The sequence below is a fragment of the Pontibacter anaerobius genome (assembly GCF_026241195.1).
GTDB classification, from domain to species: domain Bacteria; phylum Bacteroidota; class Bacteroidia; order Cytophagales; family Hymenobacteraceae; genus Pontibacter; species Pontibacter anaerobius.
Map to the genome: position 1 here is coordinate 323176 of NZ_JAPFQO010000002.1, position 19354 is coordinate 342529.

General features: G+C 48.6%; 17 protein-coding genes. 6 read left to right on the forward strand and 11 right to left on the reverse strand.

The genetic code is table 11. From position 1 onward, the window contains the following. Nucleotides 1-240 precede the first annotated feature (240 nt). The 3 genes from OO017_RS04745 (at nt 241) to OO017_RS04755 (ending at nt 3131) form a co-directional block, all read left to right on the forward strand. Nucleotides 241-1641: a peptide MFS transporter gene (locus tag OO017_RS04745; protein WP_369426409.1), complete on the forward strand. Its 1401-nt coding sequence runs from the start codon at nt 241-243 to the stop codon at nt 1639-1641. Nucleotides 1642-1803: 162 nt separating this feature from the next. Beyond that, nucleotides 1804-2406: a hypothetical protein gene (locus tag OO017_RS04750; protein WP_266051304.1), complete on the forward strand. Its 603-nt coding sequence runs from the start codon at nt 1804-1806 to the stop codon at nt 2404-2406. 119 nt (nt 2407-2525) lie between these two features. Further along, nucleotides 2526-3131, forward strand: a complete 606-nt coding sequence (locus OO017_RS04755; protein ID WP_266051305.1) for a hypothetical protein — start codon at nt 2526-2528, stop codon at nt 3129-3131. 68 nt (nt 3132-3199) lie between these two features. Here the strand turns inward: OO017_RS04755 and groL are convergent, their stop codons facing one another. The 11 genes from groL to OO017_RS04810 form a co-directional block, all read right to left on the reverse strand. After that, complete coding sequence (gene groL, locus OO017_RS04760; protein WP_266051306.1) at nt 3200-4840, reverse strand: chaperonin GroEL; 1641 nt, start codon at nt 4838-4840, stop codon at nt 3200-3202. Between the two features lie 42 nt (nt 4841-4882). Then, nucleotides 4883-5173: a co-chaperone GroES gene (gene groES, locus OO017_RS04765; RefSeq protein WP_266051307.1), complete on the reverse strand. Its 291-nt coding sequence runs from the start codon at nt 5171-5173 to the stop codon at nt 4883-4885. A gap of 265 nt (nt 5174-5438) precedes the next feature. After that, nucleotides 5439-5819, reverse strand: a complete 381-nt coding sequence (gene secG, locus OO017_RS04770) for a preprotein translocase subunit SecG (RefSeq protein ID WP_266051308.1) — start codon at nt 5817-5819, stop codon at nt 5439-5441. Between the two features lies 1 nt (nt 5820). Then, entirely contained in the window at nt 5821-7272 is a 1452-nt protein-coding gene (locus OO017_RS04775) for a DUF8458 domain-containing protein (protein WP_266051309.1), read from the reverse strand. A gap of 29 nt (nt 7273-7301) precedes the next feature. Then, nucleotides 7302-7829, reverse strand: a complete 528-nt coding sequence (gene lptE, locus OO017_RS04780) for an LPS assembly lipoprotein LptE (RefSeq protein ID WP_266051310.1) — start codon at nt 7827-7829, stop codon at nt 7302-7304. After that, nucleotides 7813-9090 carry a sigma-54 interaction domain-containing protein gene (locus OO017_RS04785; RefSeq protein ID WP_266051311.1) on the reverse strand — a complete coding sequence of 426 codons (1278 nt, stop codon included), beginning with the start codon at nt 9088-9090 and terminating at the stop codon, nt 7813-7815. The genes lptE and OO017_RS04785 overlap by 17 nt, the downstream gene beginning before the upstream one ends. 103 nt (nt 9091-9193) lie before the next feature. Next, nucleotides 9194-10624 carry a tRNA (N6-isopentenyl adenosine(37)-C2)-methylthiotransferase MiaB gene (gene miaB / locus OO017_RS04790; protein WP_266051312.1) on the reverse strand — a complete coding sequence of 477 codons (1431 nt, stop codon included), beginning with the start codon at nt 10622-10624 and terminating at the stop codon, nt 9194-9196. A gap of 183 nt (nt 10625-10807) precedes the next feature. Continuing rightward, nucleotides 10808-12109: an anthranilate synthase component I family protein gene (locus OO017_RS04795; RefSeq protein ID WP_266051313.1), complete on the reverse strand. Its 1302-nt coding sequence runs from the start codon at nt 12107-12109 to the stop codon at nt 10808-10810. A gap of 8 nt (nt 12110-12117) precedes the next feature. Next, the gene (locus OO017_RS04800; RefSeq protein WP_266051314.1) at nt 12118-13557 is read right to left on the reverse strand and encodes a tetratricopeptide repeat protein; all 1440 of its coding nucleotides are present in this window, start codon (nt 13555-13557) and stop codon (nt 12118-12120) included. Nucleotides 13558-13628: 71 nt separating this feature from the next. After that, complete coding sequence (locus OO017_RS04805) at nt 13629-14360, reverse strand: zinc ribbon domain-containing protein (protein WP_266051315.1); 732 nt, start codon at nt 14358-14360, stop codon at nt 13629-13631. A 3-nt stretch (nt 14361-14363) separates the two neighbouring features. Further along, nucleotides 14364-15464 carry a Nif3-like dinuclear metal center hexameric protein gene (locus OO017_RS04810; protein WP_266051316.1) on the reverse strand — a complete coding sequence of 367 codons (1101 nt, stop codon included), beginning with the start codon at nt 15462-15464 and terminating at the stop codon, nt 14364-14366. A 72-nt stretch (nt 15465-15536) separates the two neighbouring features. Between OO017_RS04810 and lpxK the strand changes: the two genes are divergently transcribed. From lpxK to OO017_RS04825, 3 genes are all read left to right on the forward strand, one after another. Further along, nucleotides 15537-16589 (forward strand): tetraacyldisaccharide 4'-kinase, encoded by a 1053-nt coding sequence (gene lpxK / locus OO017_RS04815; RefSeq protein WP_266051317.1) that lies wholly within the window; start codon nt 15537-15539, stop codon nt 16587-16589. Nucleotides 16590-16628: 39 nt separating this feature from the next. Further along, complete coding sequence (locus OO017_RS04820; RefSeq protein WP_266051318.1) at nt 16629-18560, forward strand: putative porin; 1932 nt, start codon at nt 16629-16631, stop codon at nt 18558-18560. A gap of 75 nt (nt 18561-18635) precedes the next feature. Further along, a complete protein-coding gene (locus OO017_RS04825) occupies nt 18636-19244 on the forward strand; it encodes a MiaE family protein (RefSeq protein WP_266051319.1) in 609 nt (202 codons plus the stop codon). The last annotated feature ends 110 nt before the right edge of the window (nt 19245-19354 follow it).

Genomic DNA, 19354 nt, shown 5'->3' on the forward strand with positions numbered 1-19354 from the left:
TTGGTTGATTATGAGCATAGAGCGAGATGCAATTTTAATTTTTACTGTTTTACCAATAAGATCACGTGTTTGTCTCTAACTGGAAAACCTTTTGGCAGAATAACACAGGAAGGGGGCAAATTTGTATTACTCATTATAGAGTCGTATTTTTATTTTTATAATGCGCAAAACTGTTTAAATACATACAACCAATTTATGTCAACATCTCAGAATATCTCTGGTGGGAGAGCTCCTGGTTTCATGGATAACCAAGGCACTCTTTTTGGTCATCCTAAAGGATTGATGGTACTGTTTTTTACCGAAATGTGGGAACGCTTCAGCTATTATGGCATGCGTGGCATTTTGGTGCTGTTTCTCGTTTCTACCACCCATGGGGGATATGGCTGGACTAATGAAGAAGCTCTGGAGCTTTATGGTACGTACACAATGTTCGTTTACCTGATGTCTATCCCAGGTGGTATACTTGCCGACAGATACCTGGGGCAGAAAAAGGCTGTTATAATAGGTGGCTTTACCTTGGTGGCTGGTCACTTTTTAATGGCGTACCCGCCGGAGTGGGCGTTTTATACGGCTCTGGTTCTGATTGTTTTAGGTACCGGACTGCTGAAGCCTAATATCTCAACCATGGTTGGTGGCCTGTACAGAGAAGGTGACGGCCGTCGCGACTCTGGTTTCACTATCTTCTATATGGGTATTAATCTTGGGGCGCTGCTAGCCTCTCTAATTGTTGGTTATGTTGGCGAGGTTTACGGCTGGCACTATGGATTCAGCCTTGCCGGTTTCGGTATGGTGCTTGGGCAGGTAGTGTTTATCTGGGGGCGTAAATACCTGCATGGCATAGGTAACTTAACTAAGGAGGAGAAGAATGAGGATAAGATCTTTACCAAAGATCAGCCAAAACCTGCTCATTCGGGCTTCCTGGGTTTCAACAGAAATGAGTGGGACCGTATCATTGTAATCCTGATTTCATTCATTATAGTACTGGTGTTCTGGGCCTCTTTTGAGCAGGCTGGTGGTCTGATGAACTTGTATGCCCTACAGTATACCGACCGTTTTGTGTTTGGATGGGAAGTGCCTACGGCCTGGCTTCAGGGACTGAACGCTTTCTTTATCTTAAGCTTGGGTGGCATTGTAGCCTCTATTTGGATTGCTCTGGCTAAAAAGGGTAAAAACCCACCGTCCATCTTCAAAATGGGCCTAGGTACTTCCATTCTGGGTATTGGTTTTATTTTCATGGTGTTTGCCTCTTTGCAGCGCAACTCTTCTGCTGACGGGCTTTCGTCGCTTCACTGGCTGGTTTTTGCCTACCTGTTCCACACCATCGGTGAGTTAGCCCTGTCGCCTGTATCGCTTTCTTTCATCACGAAGGTAGCGCCAAAGCGTATCGTGGCTTCTATGATGGGTCTATACTTTGCGGTTACCGGTTTAGGTAACAAGCTGGCCTCACTTATCGGTATTTGGGCACAGCGTTTGGGCGAGCTGGAGATCTTCATGTACATCGCCGGTTTTACAATTGTGCTTGGCCTTATCTTGATGATTCTGACGAAGCGTATCAATAAATTGACGCATGGCATGGAAGATAAAAAGATAGACGAGGAGCAGGCGCAGACAGGCCAACTGTTAGAGGCAGAGATGAGCTAAGATCCTGCTATTAGTATAAAATTTTAATTTAGCCCCTGATGATGCTTCATCAGGGGCTTTTTTTATGAAGTATTTTATACATTTGTGGCTGCATTACCCTTTAAGAACTGATTTAATGTCTTTTACCGGGTAATCTATTTTTAGCCAATATTACTTTTAGCTATGTTTATCATTGTTCGGGTGCGGCATTTGTTGTTGCCCCTGGTGCTGAGCTTTGTTGCCTCAGCATGCAAAACTGTAACCGAAGTTACCCCAAAAGTGAAGGAGGAGCCAGCCATACTTTATACGATAAAGAAAGGGGACCATTACTCTGACAAGAACAACGTCCGAAAAATTACTACCAGCCGCATCAGCTTTGAGGTTACCTTCGACAGTACCGCTGTCTATACTTCTATGAAGGCGATTAACCAGGCAGATATAAACAAGCTTTACGGGTTGTCTGACTGCAACACGAGCCACCATACCAACAGTGCCCGCTACGGCTGGAGATGGTATAACAACCGGCTGGAGTTGCTGGCTTACACTTACCTGAACAAGAAGCGCGACTACAAGGTGCTGGGCCCTGTGCCTATTGGGCAAGCTATACCTTTAGCGTTGCGTATGGAGGAGGGCAAGTATATATTTGAGCTGCATGGGCAGGAAGTGAGTATGCCGCGTGCCTGCAACGGTGCGGCAGAGGGTTACCAGCTTTACCCATACTTTGGTGGAGACGAAGTGGCTCCTCATGATATTCGCATTTCTATAAAAGATACGTATAATAAATAATTTAAATAATTATACTATATCCAGTTCTAAACGTATCAATTATTGTGATGATGGCAGTTGAAGTTGGTTAATTGATGTTCCACTTCATTAATCTTAAATGTATGCCGACCTATAAGCTTTTGTTACACAGAATCTTCCTGCTCTTTGTAGTTTTAGCCATTGTATCCTGCGAGAAAGACACTGACATAAGTGTGAAAAGTGAGGCCATAGAAGCAAAGAAAGGCCGCACCACTGACAGTTATACTACTTACGTCATCAGAAAAGGGCAGCATTCTTCCGATAACTCACCTTATAAAAGCCTTAGCACTAATAGCCTTAAGTTCGAAGCTATATTTGACCAATCTGCGGTTTACCAGACGGAGAATGCTAACAATCAGGCCGATATTAACAAGCTTTATGGTATGGCCGACTGCAGCTCACTTCATCAGAGCAATAGTGCCCGTTTTGGCTGGAGATGGTATAATAACAAACTGGAGATACTAGGTTATGTGTACAACAACGGAACAAGGCATTATAAGCTGATTGGCGCAGTTGAGCTTAATCAGCCACAGCGTTTTGAGCTTCTACTGGATGGTAATACCTATATCTTCAGGGTTAATGGTTTATCAGAGGTTGTGTTGCCAAGGGGCTGCAGCGGGACGGGGAGAGGCTACCGGTTGTATCCATACTTTGGGGGAGATGAGGTGGCGCCGCATGATATAACAATTAAGATAAAAAATCTATAGAAAAGTGTAAAGCAAAAAGCCCCGGGTTAAAGTATAATCCGGGGCTTTTTTTATTGGCTAAGCGGAGATTACATCATGCCGCCCATGCCGCCCATGCCGCCTGGCATGCCACCGCCCATAGGGGCAGCTTCTTCAGAAGGCTCTTCAGAAACCACACATTCTGTAGTTAACAGCAGGCCTGCAATAGAGGCTGCGTTCTCCAGCGCAAGACGAGTAACTTTTGTAGGGTCGATGATACCGGCCGCAAACATGTTCTCATACTTGTCGTCGCGGGCGTTGTAGCCGTAGTCAGCCTTACCTTCACGGATAGCCTGAACAACTACAGAACCTTCGCCGCCAGCGTTAGAAACAATTGTTCTAAGCGGAGCCTCCAGGGCAGTCTTGATGATACTAACACCTGTCTGCTCATCTGCGTTGTACACGTCGATGCTGTTCAGGGCATCCAACGCACGGATCAGGGCAACACCACCACCGGCTACGATGCCTTCCTCAACGGCAGCACGAGTAGCATGCAGGGCATCATCTACACGGTCTTTCTTCTCTTTCATCTCCACCTCAGTAGAAGCACCGATGTAAAGAATAGCCACACCGCCAGACAGTTTAGCCAAACGCTCCTGTAGCTTCTCTTTGTCGTAGTCAGATGTAGTTGTCTCCATCTGCGCCTTGATCTGGTTAATGCGCGCTACGATATCGTCTTTCGTGCCGGCACCGTTTACAAGCGTCGTATTGTCTTTGTCGATGATCACTTTCTCTGCCTGACCTAGGTAGTCAAGTGTGGCGTTCTCCAGCTTATAGCCGCGCTCTTCAGAGATTACGGTACCGCCAGTCAGGATTGCTATGTCCTCCAGCATGGCTTTTCTTCTGTCGCCGAAGCCTGGGGCTTTTACAGCAGCGATTTTCAGAGAGCCGCGCAGTTTGTTTACTACCAGGGTAGCAAGCGCTTCGCCATCAACATCTTCTGCGATGATCACAAGGCCTTTTCCTGTCTGAACAACCTGCTCCAGAACTGGCAGCAGCTCCTTCATGGTAGAAACTTTCTTGTCGTAGATCAGGATATATGGGTTGTCGAAGTCAGCTTCCATTTTCTCCGCGTTTGTTACGAAGTATGGAGACAGGTAACCACGGTCAAACTGCATACCTTCCACAGTTTTTACCTCAGTTTCAGTGCCTTTAGCCTCTTCTACAGTGATTACACCGTCCTTACCAACTTTATCCATCGCATCCGCGATCATTTTGCCGATCTCTGGGTCGTTGTTGGCAGAAATGGTACCTACCTGTGCAATCTCAGAAGAGTTATCGATCGTCTTAGACTGAGACTTCAGGTTAGCAACCACCGCGTCAACAGCCTTGTCGATACCGCGCTTCAGGTCCATTGGGTTGGCACCTGCTGCTACGTTTTTAATACCGGCAGTGTAGATTGCCTGTGCCAGTACAGTGGCAGTAGTAGTACCGTCACCAGCCTGGTCAGCAGTTTTAGAAGCAACTTCTTTCACCAGCTGGGCACCCATGTTTTCGATAGGGTCTTTCAGCTCAATCTCTTTCGCTACAGATACACCGTCTTTTGTGATAGTAGGTGCACCGAATTTTTTATCGATGATAACGTTACGGCCTTTAGGACCCAGGGTAACTTTAACGGCATTAGCCAGTTTGTCTACGCCAGATTTGATCTTGTTGCGGGCGTCTGTATCGAATGTGATGTTTTTAGCCATAGTTTATAAATTTTATGGATTTGGTTTTTGCTTAAGACTTGATTAAAGAACTGCCAGGATGTCTGACTCGCGCATGATCAGGTAATCGTTACCGTCAACGGAGATCTCAGTACCGGCATATTTGCCATACAACACAGTGTCGCCAACGTTTACTTGTGGCTTCATCAGGGCGCCTTGCTCCGATACTTTGCCTTCGCCAACGGCTACCACCTCACCACGCTGAGGTTTTTCTTTAGCAGTGTCAGGAATGATGATACCAGATTTGGTTTTTTCTTCTGCTGCAGCCGGAGCTACAATTACTCTGTCTGCTAATGGTTTGATGTTGATTGACATAGTTTTTGGTTATTTAGTTATGTTTTGTTGTTATAAAATCTACAATAACACCTGTGCTTTATCATTTCCTGTGCCAAGACGCAGAAGGTGCCACTTTAAGCCAATTTTTCAGTTTCTAACGCTTATAAGACTGTCAGGTTTGTCAATTTCTGCCAGCAAGAGGAACTATTTTGTAAATCTGTCATGCTATGACGCTGCAGGAGGGGAGAAATAAAAAAGCCGGACCTTAATCAGGACCGGCTTAACCCATTGAGGGGCTTTTCCTTTATTGTGCAGTGTCTACCATGGCTGGTATCTCACCGGCACCTGGTATGGCTGCAGTAGTGTCAGTTGTAGCGCCAGGAAGAGCTCCGGCAGGGGCTGCAGGCAACTGCGACTGACGTGCACGTTCTTCGTTTACGCTTCTTACACTTGCCTCGCCTGTATTACCCAGCATGTGGGTACCCAAGGTAAGCAACACAAGTGCAATGGCAAATCCCCATGTCAGCTTCTCTAAAAGGTCGCCGGTGCGCTTAACGCCCATTAGCTGGCTGGTGCTACCGCCAAACTGGCTAGAGAGGCCGCCTCCCTTAGGGTTCTGAGCAAGTACAACCAATATAAGCAGCACGCAGATAAAGATAATGATACTAATAAGGGCGATATACATGTTAACTTAGGTTTTGTAATTTTTCGATCTGTTCAGCAAAGTAACTCTTTTTTTCCGGATTTTTCAAAATGAGTTGTTCATATATTTTTATGGCTTTTTTCGCTTTGCCCTGCTTCACGAATATATTGGCAAGATTCTCCGAGGCCATTCCTCGCTTTATTTTAGAGCTTTTAAGGGAAAGGTCCTCCTGCGGTTCAGGCTTCATTTTGATATTATTCAGCGCCTTAAGCCGCGGATTTATCTTCAGGAACTGGTCTATTATATGAAGCTGTTCGTGCAGTTGCGGCATAGCGGCTTCTTCCTGCCTCACCATCTCATGAGTTTTGCTGTACTCCAGAATAAGCTCCGGATGAAAGGCCGCAGGCCTCGGCCGTGTAAACTCATTCTCTTCTTTCAGCTGCAGCGATTCTCCCATGCGGCTAGATGACATCCAATAGCCCAGTACATCCTGCTGGTACATCTCGTCAATCTCATCAAACGCATACTTTATTTCTGCTTCTTCTGGTGCAGTCACAACAGCTTCGTTGGCAGGTGCGGTTCCCTCAACCTCCTCTAAGCTATAGTATGCTTTAGCGGCTGCGGCTGCCTCTGCTGAGATAAGGCTGGCTAATTCGTCTGTGGAGGTGTTTGGCTTTTCATGCCGGTCAGGCTCAGGCAGCTCTTCCTGCGGTACTTCTTCAGTAGTATCTTGCTCCTGTGGTTGTGGGGCCATCGGGATAACAGGGGCTGCGAAGGCCGGTTCATCATCCGGTTTTTGCGCCAGCAGATCTGTAAAAGAGGGACTAAGGCTTTTTATAGTTAGGAGCAAGGCCAGCTCGGAGTCCAGCTTCTCCATAGGTTGCTCTAGTATATCCTTGTCCGGTGATAAGGTATTTATACTTTCCGGCTCAAACGCTTCTGTTTCCGTCTCTGTTTCCTCTACCGAGCCAACAGCTTCGGTTAGCTCTGAACCAAATTGTGAATCAAGTTCTAGTGGAGTAGTTTCCGGCCGTTCTTCTTCTACCAGGACCTCTTCTTCCAGCGTTATACTTTCAGGCTGGTGCACTTCGGCTATACTTCTAGTTTCTGTTTCTTCAGGAAGTATAATCTCTTTAGCTACAGCTGCATTACCCTCTGTTGCTTCAGGTGCTGCTGCAAGTGGTGCAGGAGTGGGCTTTTCCTGTACCGGGGCAACATTAGGGGCTTCTACTGCAGTTTCATCAAACACTGGCGCTGCCACAGGCGAAGTATAAATGACACGCTTCAGCCGCTGACGGTTAGTGGCGTAGGCCGATGCGCGCCGTAGACGCTGCGTGGAAAGCATACTGCCCTTATCGTAAGCTGATTTAGCCAGCAGCAGGTGTGCCGTCTGGCAATACGGGAAGGTCGCCGCTACCTTTTCCAGCTCTTCGGTTTGCTGGTCAGAGATGCTGGCTGCCTGTTGTATCAGTTGTAGAAAAGCGGATTTATTCATACTTGCTTATAGCTTTTTGTAAGTAGGCCTTACCAGTCTGCCACTGTTTTGTTAAACACATCCACCACCAGCTGCTCCGATAGCTGCTCAATCTGGGCAGTAGAGAGCTGGGTAACGTCTACGTTCTGTGGGAAGTCCTGTGAAATGGTAAATGTTCTCTCAAAGTCTTTCTCCGGCTGTTTTACATTGGCAAAGCGTATCTGCACGCCAAGTGTCAGGCGGTTCAGCGAGGCAATATCCTGCTGCCCCTCGCGCTGAATAGCGGCAGGCGAATAAGTAAAGCTAACAATCTGCCCTGCTAATTGCAAGTCGCCCTCTCCCTGCACAATAGCAAGGTTTGTGTTGCGACGGTAATAATCCTTCAGGTTGTTTGTTACCACCTGCGTCAGGTTAGAAGGGCCTTCGCCGGTGCTGTTTTCTATGTTTTGTATAGAGATCGTTTTGATGTCAGGCGAAAGGGTGGTGCCTGTAAAAGAATAGATGCCGCAGCCGCTACTCAGGGTCAGTAGTAACAGCAGCGTAAAGCTTAAAAAACGAATATTAGTCTTCAATGTCATACTGCTTTAGTTTGCGGTAGAGTGTGCGCTCCGAAATGCCCAGGTCCAGGGCGGCATACTTGCGCTTGTTGTTGTGTTTCTTCAGCGCCTTCAGGATCATTTCACGCTCTTTATCCTCTAAAGATAAGCTTTCTTCCTCTGTTTCGTGCGGAATGTCCTCTACTTTATCCTCTTCATAAGCCTGCGGCTGGCTATGCTTTATGGGCAGGTAATATGGTTCGCTTTGCGCTTGTTCCTGCTGGTAGGAACGCCCGTTATACTGCTGCGGCTCCATGTTCTCGAACAAGTGGCTATGCTCGCGTAGCAGGTCTTCGTCTTTTGGCTGGTGCGCCAACATGTTAAAGACAAGCTTTTTGAGTTCAGACATGTCGCGGCGCATATCAAAAAGCACCTTATAAAGTAAATCGCGTTCCGAAATTGGGCCCTCTGCGGAGTTTTCTTTTGCCAGCACAGCCGGCAGCGAGGAGGCTGAATCCCGTGGCAGGTAGCGGCGCAGCGTTTCTGCGTTTATTTCACGGTCATACTCCAACACCGAGATCTGCTCCACAATATTCTTCAACTGGCGGATGTTGCCGGGCCAGCGGTATGCCTGCAGTTCCTGCACCGCATCAGGTGTCAGCTGAACTGACTGAACTTTATACTTGTCTGAGAAGTCAGAGGCGAATTTGCGGAACAACAGGTAGATATCATCACCGCGATCACGCAGCGGAGGCACAGAGATCGGCACCGTGTTCAGGCGGTAGTACAGGTCCTCCCGAAATTTACCTTTCTCCACAGCAGTCATCAGGTTTACGTTTGTGGCTGCCACCACCCGAACATCCGTCTTCTGTACCTTAGAGGAGCCTACTTTAATAAACTCGCCGTTCTCCAGTACGCGCAAAAGGCGGGCCTGCGTGCCCAGCGGCATCTCACCAATCTCATCCAGGAAAATCGTGCCCCCATCGGTTACCTCGAAATAGCCTTTGCGAGCCTCCTGAGCCCCTGTAAAAGAGCCCTTCTCGTGGCCGAAAAGCTCTGAATCTATGGTGCCTTCAGGAATGGCTCCACAGTTAATGGCGATAAACTGCCCATGCTTTCGCGGGCTGAGTTGGTGAATGATCTTAGAGAAAGACTCTTTACCACTGCCGCTTTCCCCGGTAATCATCACCGTCATATCGGTAGGGGCCACCTGCGCTGCCACCTGTATCGCGTGGTTTAGCAACGGTGAATTACCAATTATGCCGAAGCGCTGTTTTATACTTTGTATATCGATATGGCGCATATTTTACAGATTTGAAGATGAGAAGCTCTGGGAAGCAAATGATCAGAGAATGCAAGAGCTTGATGTATAGAACGCCAAGTCCCCACATTGCTTCATCTATGCCCTAATCTACCGCTTCCCCGAACAGGGTGCCTACGCTGCAATCATGTACAAACACATTCACGTAGTCGCCTTTCTTATAGTGCTTCTTATCGAAGATAACCACTTTGTTCTGGTCGTTGCGGCCGCTGAGCTGTTCTTCTGATTTTTTGGAGAAATTCTCCACGAGCACTCGGTGTACCTTGCCCACATCCCGCTTGTTGCGGTTAAGGGAGGTTTCGCGTTGCTTGTCTATGATCTCGGCCAAACGTCTCTTCTTTACTTCCAGCGGAATGTCATCCTCCAGTTTTCTGGCGGCTAAAGTGCCCGGGCGCTCGGAGTAGAAGAACATATAAGAATAGTCGTACTGCACATAGTCCATGAGGGAAAGCGTATCCTGGTGCTCTTCCTCGGTCTCGGTGCAGAAACCGGCGATCATGTCTGAAGAAATGCCGCAGTCCTCTCCAAGTATACTTCTGATGGCATCCACACGGTTTATATACCACTCACGGTCGTAGGTGCGGTTCATCAGTTCCAGCACACGCGAGTTGCCGCTTTGTGCCGGCAGGTGAATATACTTGCAGATGTTGTCATACTTCTTCATCGTGTACAACACCTCATCAGTAATATCTTTGGGGTGGGAGGTAGAGAAGCGCACCCGCAGGTTAGGATCTACCAACGCCACTTTTTCCAGCAGCTGTGCAAAGTTTACGGTATCTGTGCCATCCTCTGAAGCCCACTTATAAGAGTCCACATTCTGGCCCAGAAGCGTTACTTCTTTATAACCCTGTGCTACCAGCGCCTCAGCCTCGCGCACAATGGAGTAAGCATCGCGGCTACGCTCACGGCCCCGGGTAAAGGGCACCACACAGAAAGAGCACATGTTGTCGCAGCCACGCATGATGGAGATAAAGGCGCTCACCCCGTTGCTGTTCAGGCGGATTGGGTTAATATCTGCATAGGTTTCCTCACGCGATAGCAGGACGTTCACTGCTTTCTGGCCCCCGTCTACCTCGTTGATCAGGTTTGGAAGGTCGCGGTAAGCGTCCGGGCCCACCACCAGGTCCACGATCTTTTCCTCCTCCAGCAATGACTTCTTCAGTCGCTCGGCCATGCAGCCCAGCACACCGATCATCATGGCAGGTTTTTTCTTTTTATAGTAATTGATCTGGCCCAAACGGTTGCGCACCGTCTGCTCCGCTTTCTCCCGGATAGAGCAGGTGTTGAGGAACACAAGGTCAGCCTGCGCAATGTCTGATGTGGTGTCGAAACCCTGCTCAAACATAATCGACGACACGATCTCGCTGTCTGAAAAGTTCATGGCACAGCCATAGCTTTCTATGTACAGTTTGCGTGATTTTCCCGTATTGGTCTCTTTCGAAACCTGGGTATCGCAGGCTGCTGCTTGCTCTGGTGTGCGGTTATCAATAAAGTCTAAGTCTACTATTGGATCCATGTTACTTCAATTACAGCTGCAAATATACTATAATGTTCTCAAAAACGTGACAGAATGGCAGAAGAGTGTGATATTTTTGAATGACTTATTCAGGGATTGGGTTTTAAGTAGGAGTCTATCAACTGCGTACAAATAAGTAGGTAGCTGGCGCCTTTTTACCTTAAAAGTATACTTATCTTTAAATCATACTTTTTGATTCCTGCCCAGCACTTTCAGCATTGCCTCCGCCTTCAGCAGGCACTCCTCATACTCGCGCTCCGGGTCAGAGTCATAGGTAATGGCGCTGCCAACCATAAAGCTGAGGTAGCCGTTGCTTGCGTTGTACTGCATGCTTCGGATCACCACATTAAAGTCGCAGTCTCCGTTTGCCTTAACAAAGCCGAATGCGCCGGAATATAGCCCCCTTTTCGTGTCCTCGAGTTCCTCAATTATGCGCATTGCGCTTATTTTGGGCGCACCAGTCATACTTCCCATCGGAAAAGCGCCTACCAGTGCGTCTACCAGGTCTTTGTCTGGCCGTAGTTGGCCCACTACCGTAGTGATCATTTGCGAAACCTGCCGGAAGCCGTAAATCCCGAACATTTCCTCCACGTGCACAGTTCCGGTGGCGCAGGAGCGGCTAAGGTCGTTGCGTACCAGGTCCACGATCATCATGTTCTCGGCCAGCTCTTTCTCATCGTGGCGGAGCTGATGCTGCAATTGCTTGTCCTCCTCAGGTGTTTGGCCACGCCGGATAGTGCCTTTAATGGGCTGAGAAATCAGTTTGTGATCTTCTTTTTTCAAAAAACGCTCCGGCGAGGCGCACATCAGGTATTTGTCGTGCAGCTTCAGGTATCCCGAAAAAGGGGTAGGAGAGGCTTCGTTCAGGGCAAGGTACAGGGGCAGAGGCGCTATTTGCACGTTTTCGGCGTAAAATTCCATACAGTAATTCAACTCATACACATCCCCCTCCAGGATATGCTGCCGCACGCGCTCCACCTGCTGTTTATACTTATCCTTGTGTACCCGTTGCACCATTTGTATACCCTGTGTCGTGGCGGGGGCAGGAGTAGGGGAGGAAAGTACAGATGCAAGTATAATTTCGTGATTATATGCAGAAGTATAAATGGTTACACTACTTGAGCTAAAGCATAAGTATGCTTCCGGGATGAAGAATGTTAACACCGGAAAGTATAGCTGGTCCGGGTTTTGGCTGCTCAGGTCCTCTATTTGGTTTTTTAGGTCGTAGCCGAGATAGCCACAAAGCAGCGGGTGCTGTTGCTTCAGGTAATGCCGCAGGTCTTCAAAACTTTTCTCCTCCTGTAGCTGCAGCACATCCCCTCCAGAAACGGCCAGAAAGTGCTCAAAACCGTTGTGCGGGTAAGGGATGTCGTTGTGGTTGTAGTAAGCCGCCAAAGGGTGCTTTTCGGCCCAGGCCAGCGCTTTGAGCCTGAACTCGCTTATACTTACCGGTAGGTCGGTTTCCTGTATCTCTAATCTGAACATGTTCTTTGTTACATGGCCGATAAGGCCAGTTTAGCTTTGGCATCGATGCTGTTTTTATACTCGTGATGCTTATAACTGAGCGCCTGCTTAAAGTATGTTTTAGCCTTCTCTGTTTGCTTCAGCTCCTGGAAAATATAACCCAACTGGAGAGAGGCACTGGGGGCAAAGTATAAATCGGTGGTTTGGCTTAAGGCAATGGCTTTCTGGTACAGCGGGAGTGCCTCCTGCAGCGAGTGAGTGCCATGAAAAATGCGCGCCTTGCGGTAATAATACTCTGCCTGCACTGCTACTGGCGTCGCGTTAGTAATTTGTAGCTGATCCAGCTCCTGTAGTGCCTCCCGGAAGTAGCCGCCATCGGAGTGTAGGCGCGCCTGCATCAGCGGCTTTACAAGTGGCTCCTGTTTTTGGGCATACCTGGCGGCATAACGGTCTTCCTCACTCTCTTCAAGTCCTGCAGCTGCTACCTGCTGCAGGTGCCACTGCGCCTGCTGTTTATGGTTACTTAGCGCGTAGGCGAGGTATAATTTATAGTTAGCTGACTTCAGGTAGTGCTGCCCCGGGTGCATCTTCAGAAACTGCTTGTTTTCCTGTATGGATTTTTCATAGTCGGCCCGGAAAAGGTATAAATCGGCGGCCATGTGGTGCAAGTAAGGAAATGCCAGGTAGCTGCTGCGTTGTGGTCGGCGCAGGTATACTTGCAAAGCCTCGTCGCTGCTGCGGGTTTTCTTTAGCAGGTGCATGGCTACAAATTGGAATAGCAGGTTGTCTTGCTCTCGGGCTGCCATCGTTTTCACTTGCCGCAGGGCCTGCTCTTCTTTGTCAGGCTCTGTCAGGTGCAGTATAACGGCATAAAGAAGTTGGGCCTCTTGGTGGAAAGGGTTTGCTTTTGCAGTGGCCACCTTCAGGTTTGCCATCCCCGCTTTTATACTTCCTTTAAGACCAATAATGTTGAGGAACCACTTATACTTGTCAGGGACGGAACCAATGAGTACCTGCAGAACGCCGAGATTTTTCTTATTGGGAATAAAGTCAGGGTAATTTTTCAGGTTTTGGGTATACTGGAGGTAAGCCTCGCGAAAGTCCCAGGAGGCAGATAAGCGGTTGCCGAATAACAGTTTAGACATAGCTATCTGAAGCCTGACTTCAGCTATAGCATAGTCTGCCCACTCATTCTGAGGAGTTAGATTTTCAAGCTTCTCCAGCCGTGCCTCCTGTGCATCTAAAAGATCATCATACTTGTTTTGGTCCTGTTGCACGCACAGCTCCAGGAAGTCAGCGTAGTTGGCAAGTAAGAGTGTGTTCGCATCGTGCTGTGGCAGCCGTTCCAAAAGATTACGGCCATTATTTACTTTCAGCTGTAAAAGCTCCTGGTAGGCGGTTTTGTGCTGGGGCGTAAACGCGGCAGCAGTAGCTACAGTCAGGGGCAGAAGCCAAAAACTCAGCCACAAAAAAAAAGGATGGGGTTTAGCCATCCTCTTTCGGTTTGTATGCAAGCGATGTACGCTCAAGATTGATCAGATTAAAATACGCGTTGCTCCACGCCAGCCAGAATACGGCCACAGTGCTCACAAACGATGATTTTCTTCTGTGCCGCGATGTCAGCCTGGCGCTGTGGCGGTACCGTGTTGAAGCAACCTCCGCAGGCATCACGCTTCACGGAAACAACAGCCAGGCCGTTGCGCACGTTCTTGCGAATTCTGTTATAAGCACTCAGAAGGCGATCTTCTACACCAGTAGTAGCTTTCTGACGCTCCTCCTCCAGTTTTTTCTCTTCTTCCTGGCTTTCAGACACGATCTGCTCCAGCTCCTTCTGCTTGTTTTCCAAGTCTTTGCGGCGCTCATCCAGGCGATGCTTCGTTCCCTCTATCTCGCTGTTCTTCTGCTCGATCTGGTAGTGCGCCTCTTTTATTTTCTTCTCAGAGATCTGGATCTCCAGTTTCTGAAGTTCAATTTCTTTGGTGATGGCATCGTACTCACGGTTGTTGCGTACATTCTGCTGCTGCTCCTCATACTTGCGGATAAGGCTTTCTGAGTCTTTGATGGCCTGCTTACGCTGCGCGATAGAATCGTTCAGTCCGGCTACCTCATCATCAAACTTACGAACCCTTACTTCATAGCCCTCAATCTCATCTTCCAGGTCCTGAACTTCTTCAGGCAGGTCTCCTCTAACTCTTCTGATTTCATCAAGCTGTGAATCGATGCTTTGAAGCTTTGATAGTGCTTCCAGTTTGCTGGCTACAGTACTTTCCATGTATTAAAAAGTGTATCTGACGGGGTTAGTGTTTACTTCTGATATTAAGACTGCAAAATTAGGAAAAGTTTTTGAAATAGTGTCATAAAATATCTCCTTTGTGTATACCTCGCTTTCATAATGGCCTATATCGGCGATCATCAGCCTGCCTTCGGCATCGAAGAACTCGTGGTACTTCACATCGCCGGTTACCAGTGCGTCAACCCCTTGGCGTATCGCGTCTTTTACCAGGAAGCTGCCTGCGCCGCCGCAAACGGCCACGCGTTTCACCTTTTTGCTGCCTATGGAAGTATAGCGCAGGCCCTGCAACCCCATTTTATCCTTTAGGTAAGCCAGAAATTTCCCCTCTGTAAATTCCTCATCCAGTTCCCCGATCACCCCAATGCCCACTTCCTGGTTCTGGTTCTCGAGGTTGTAGAGGTAATGGGCTACTTCCTCATACGGGTGCGCCTGTTTGAGTGCGGCCATTATCTTGCCTTGCAGGTAGGCCGGGAAGAGCAGTTCCAGCCTGTTTTCCTGCACCTGCTCCGGCTGGTTAGCTCTGCCAATGGTGGGGTCGGCCTGAGCGGAGGGCGTAAACCGGCCGGTGCCGGTTATACTAAAACTGCAGCAACTGTATTCGCCAATGTTTCCGGCACCGGCCTTATGCAAGGCTGCCAGCACCTCCTCGGTATTCTCCACGGGCACAAAAGTTACCAGCTGCATAAGGGTGGAGGGCTTGGTGACAAGTATGCGCTGCTGCTGCAGGCCAAGTTTATCGGCAATCTTGGTGTTCACGCCGTGCAGCACGTTATCCAGGTTGGTGTGGCTGGCGTAGATGGCAATGTTGTGTTGGATGGCTTTGATGATGGTGCGCTCCACATAGCTATTGCCAGTAAGCTGCTTCAACCCTTTAAAGATTACCGGGTGGTGCGCCACCACCAGGTTACAGCCATTTTCCAATGCCTCATCCAGCACGGCCTCGGTGCAGTCGAGCGTTACCAGCACACCCTTTACCTCTGCGTTGGCGTCGCCGGTTTGCAGGCCGGCGTTGTCGTAGCTCTCCTGGTAGCGGAGCGGGGCCAGCTGTTCCAATAGGGCGGTTACTTCGTGCATTTTTGCCATAGTTTCTCTCTTTCGTTGTGTAGTTAGCGTAGGCACGTTAAAATTAACGTAAATTGCACGCGTTACAAAACCATGCATAAATATCTCCACATACCGCTCTGGCCTTTTTCGCAGCTTTATGGTGGCATCATGCGGCTGCGCAACCTCGGCTACGACAAAGGCCTGCTCGCATCGCGGCACTTCCAGATTCCTGTTATCGCTGTCGGCAACCTGACTGTTGGAGGCACGGGCAAAACCCCGCATGTGGAGTACCTGCTGCGCCTGCTGCATAATTATAAAGTGGCTACCCTCAGCCGCGGGTACAAGCGCCAAAGCAAAGGATTTATACTTGCTGATGCTTCATCGTCGGCTGCCATACTTGGTGATGAGCCTTTTCAATACCACCTCGACTTTAAGGAGGTTGAGGTGGCCGTATGTGAGGATCGTGTGAAGGGTATTGAGCAATTGCAGAAGCAGGTGCCGGGGCTGGAAGTTGTTTTATTGGATGATGCTATGCAGCACCGTCCGGTACAGCCATCCCTGAACATACTTATAACCGATTACAATCGCCCTTTCTATAATGATCATGTGCTGCCTGCCGGTAGGCTGCGGGAGCCAAGGAGCGGAGCCCAACGGGCCGATGCTGTTATCGTGAGCAAGTGTCCGGCTGGGATGGGGCAGCAGGAGCGGGAACAGATCTTGGAGCAGGTGCAAAAGTATACTTTGCCCGATACGCCGGTGTTCTTCTCTTCCTTTGCCTATGGTGCACCCGTGGCTATCGGAAATGCACTTTCGCTATCTAAAAAAGCGGTGCTGTTGACGGGAATTGCCAACGCGGAGCCGCTTAAAAATTACCTGAGAAGCCAGGGTTATACTTTGCTTAAGCATTATGCGTACCCCGATCATCACCTATACACGAGCGACAACCTGCAGGAATTAACAGAACTGCTCCAGAAGCCAGCCTATGCCGGCGCTACCATCCTTACTACTCGAAAAGATGCTGTTAAACTGACGGATGCCGCGTTAGAACCCCTAACAAAGCAGCTTCCAATCTTTTATGTGCCAATTGAAGTAAAGATATTGTCAGGCGGAGATAAGTTTGACCAACTGGTGCTGCAGCACGTGGAGCGCCTGGTGCATGCCTGAGGCTGCGTATTTCCGCTAATATTTCTCTATTTTTGAAACGTGAAAAGAAAACTATCCGCCTTTATACTTTTTGTACTGGCTTTGCTGCTGGTGAACACAGGTGCTTTTGCTCAGATAATTGACGATTCGACCAAGGCAATCTATGGACCTAAAACAGTGCTTAAGCTATACGAGCAGGATGTACTGGAAGGTCGTTATGAAGCGGTGCCGATAGATACCACGCTTGACAACCTGCATAACGAGCGCTACTGGTTCAACGACACCAGCTTTTACCAGCACCTGGGCAACATCGGCACGGCGGCAACGCCCATGCTTTTCCATATGCCAGAGAAAATCGGCGTGCGGTTGGGTAAGAATGTTTTTGACCGATATGCCTACGATCCGCAAAGTATAAATTACTACGATACACGCTCGCCGTATACGCACCTTAAGTATGTGCAGGGGGGCAGGGGCGAGCAGGTGTTTGAGGTGCTGCACACCCGCAACATAAATCCCCGCTGGAACTTTGGCGTGGCGTACCAGATACTTTCGGCTGATCAACAGATTGGTCCGGGTTCCCAAGGACGTACCAAAGGCATGCTGGATAACCAGGCCGTGAAAGCCTTTACCCATTACCGCTCCGAAAACGAGAAGTATGACCTGTTCTTCAACTATACTTTTATGAAGGTGGAGCAGATAGAAACAGGCGGCATAGACACAACGGGCAGAACAGCTGATGAATTTGAGCGCTATGAGGAGGCGCCTGTATACCTGAGCCAGGCGTCAAACGAAGAATCCAGGAACAACCTGCACCTGACCCACATCTACCGACTAGCAAAGGAGAACCTTAAAGTATACCATACTTTTGATTATTACCGCCAGCGTAACGAGTTTGTGGATGATGGTATACCCCAGACTCTCACAGGGGATAACAGATCATACTTGTACCCTCAGTTCAGGTACAGTGCAGCGCGTACAAACGACGCCACGGAGTTTAAAGAACTGGAAAACACCTTTGGCCTGACTGGTAACAATAAGCTATCGTCTTACAAGGCTTATGTGAAACTGCGTAATGCCGGTACTACCTACAGCGTCATCGACTCTATAGGCACCGCTGCTAGCCTTCCTGATTCGCTTTTGCAGTCCGGCAACGTTTTCAAAACGCTTAGCTATGATGAGAACTATAACCAGGTTTTCATAGGAGGTGATGTAAGGCTGTTTTACAAGGAGCTGGCAGAGCTAACGGGTAAGGCTGAATATCAACTGGCAGGTGATTATCGCATTAAAGGCACTGCCAGGTTAGGAGGAGCCTATGGAACGCTGGAGCGCGTGCTGTACTCTCCATCCCGCATACATAACTTTATGGTGAGCAACCATTACGCCTGGAACAACGATTTTGGCAACATAGTGATTGACCGCATTGGAGCCGGTTTACATCAGAAAATAGGGAAGAGGCAGTACGTGAAGCTGGATGGCCACTACACGAATGCAAAGCGCTGGATATACTTTAACGAGGCGGCAGTGCCTGTTCAGGCAAGTGGCAACCAGCGTTTCTGGGGAGGCAGCATTTCGCACAAGATACATTTCGGGCCTTTGTACTTCGATAATTTTGTGGCCTATAATAATACCGATGAAGCCAACAACATACTGATGCCAGAGTGGCTGGCAGAGTCGAAAGTATACCTGCAAGGCCCTCTTTTCAAAAACGCTTTATACCTGCAGCTTGGTGTGCAGGGCACCTACGCTTCTGAGTATTACAGCTATGGGTACATGCCGGTTACGCAGCAATTCTTTGTTCAGGATGATTTTGCGGTGCAAGGTTACCCGGTGGCAGAGGTATTTCTGAATGCGGATATAAAAACTGTAAACGTATTCCTGAAAATGAGCCATGCGAACTATGAGTTAACAGAGCCCGTGTACTTCCTCACGCCATACTACCCGGGCATGCGTCGCAGTTTTGTCTTTGGCCTAACATGGCGGTTTTTTGATTAATTTCGCAGTCAAATAAAAAGCTGTATCTTCTCTTAAGCGTTTATTTTAATACCTTTTCAAGCGTAAATTAGCTTCATGTTTACCACACAACCTACCAAAACCATACTTCGCCTGGAGCTGCCTACCGACCCGCGCTGGGTAAACATAGCGGAGAAGAACATAGAAGAAATACTGGTGGACCATGCTTACTGTGAGCAGAAAGCCGCCACTTCCGGTATTTCCTTAATCGTGAAGTACCCGGACAAAGAACGGCTGGTGGAGGAGATGACTGAACTGGTGGCGGAGGAGTGGAGCCATTTTGAGCGTGTGATGGAACAGCTGAAGAAGCGTGGCTATGGCCTCGGCCGCAACCGCCCAGATGAGTACGTGGTGGAACTGACAAAACACATCCGCAAAGGCAACAAGCGCGAGCGCCAGCTCATGGACCACCTTTTGGTAAACGCCCTGATAGAAGCACGTAGCTGCGAGCGCTTTAAGCTACTCTGGAAGAACATACAGGACGAGGAACTGCAGAAATTCTATTATGAGCTGATGGTGTCCGAGGCAGGGCATTACGTAAGCTTCGTTAAGCTGGCCAAAGAATACATGCCGGTAGAGGAAGTGGATGCGCGCCTGAAGGAGCTTCTTGCCATTGAGGCAGAGATCATCCGTAACCTGGAGCCTCGCCCTGACAGGATGCACTAGAACATTTTACAGAGATCATTTATCAAATATCATAAAAAGGGCCTGAGTTGATTTCTCAGGCCCTTTTTATATCTTTTTACTATAGGTTGATAAGTTTTTACTGTCAACTG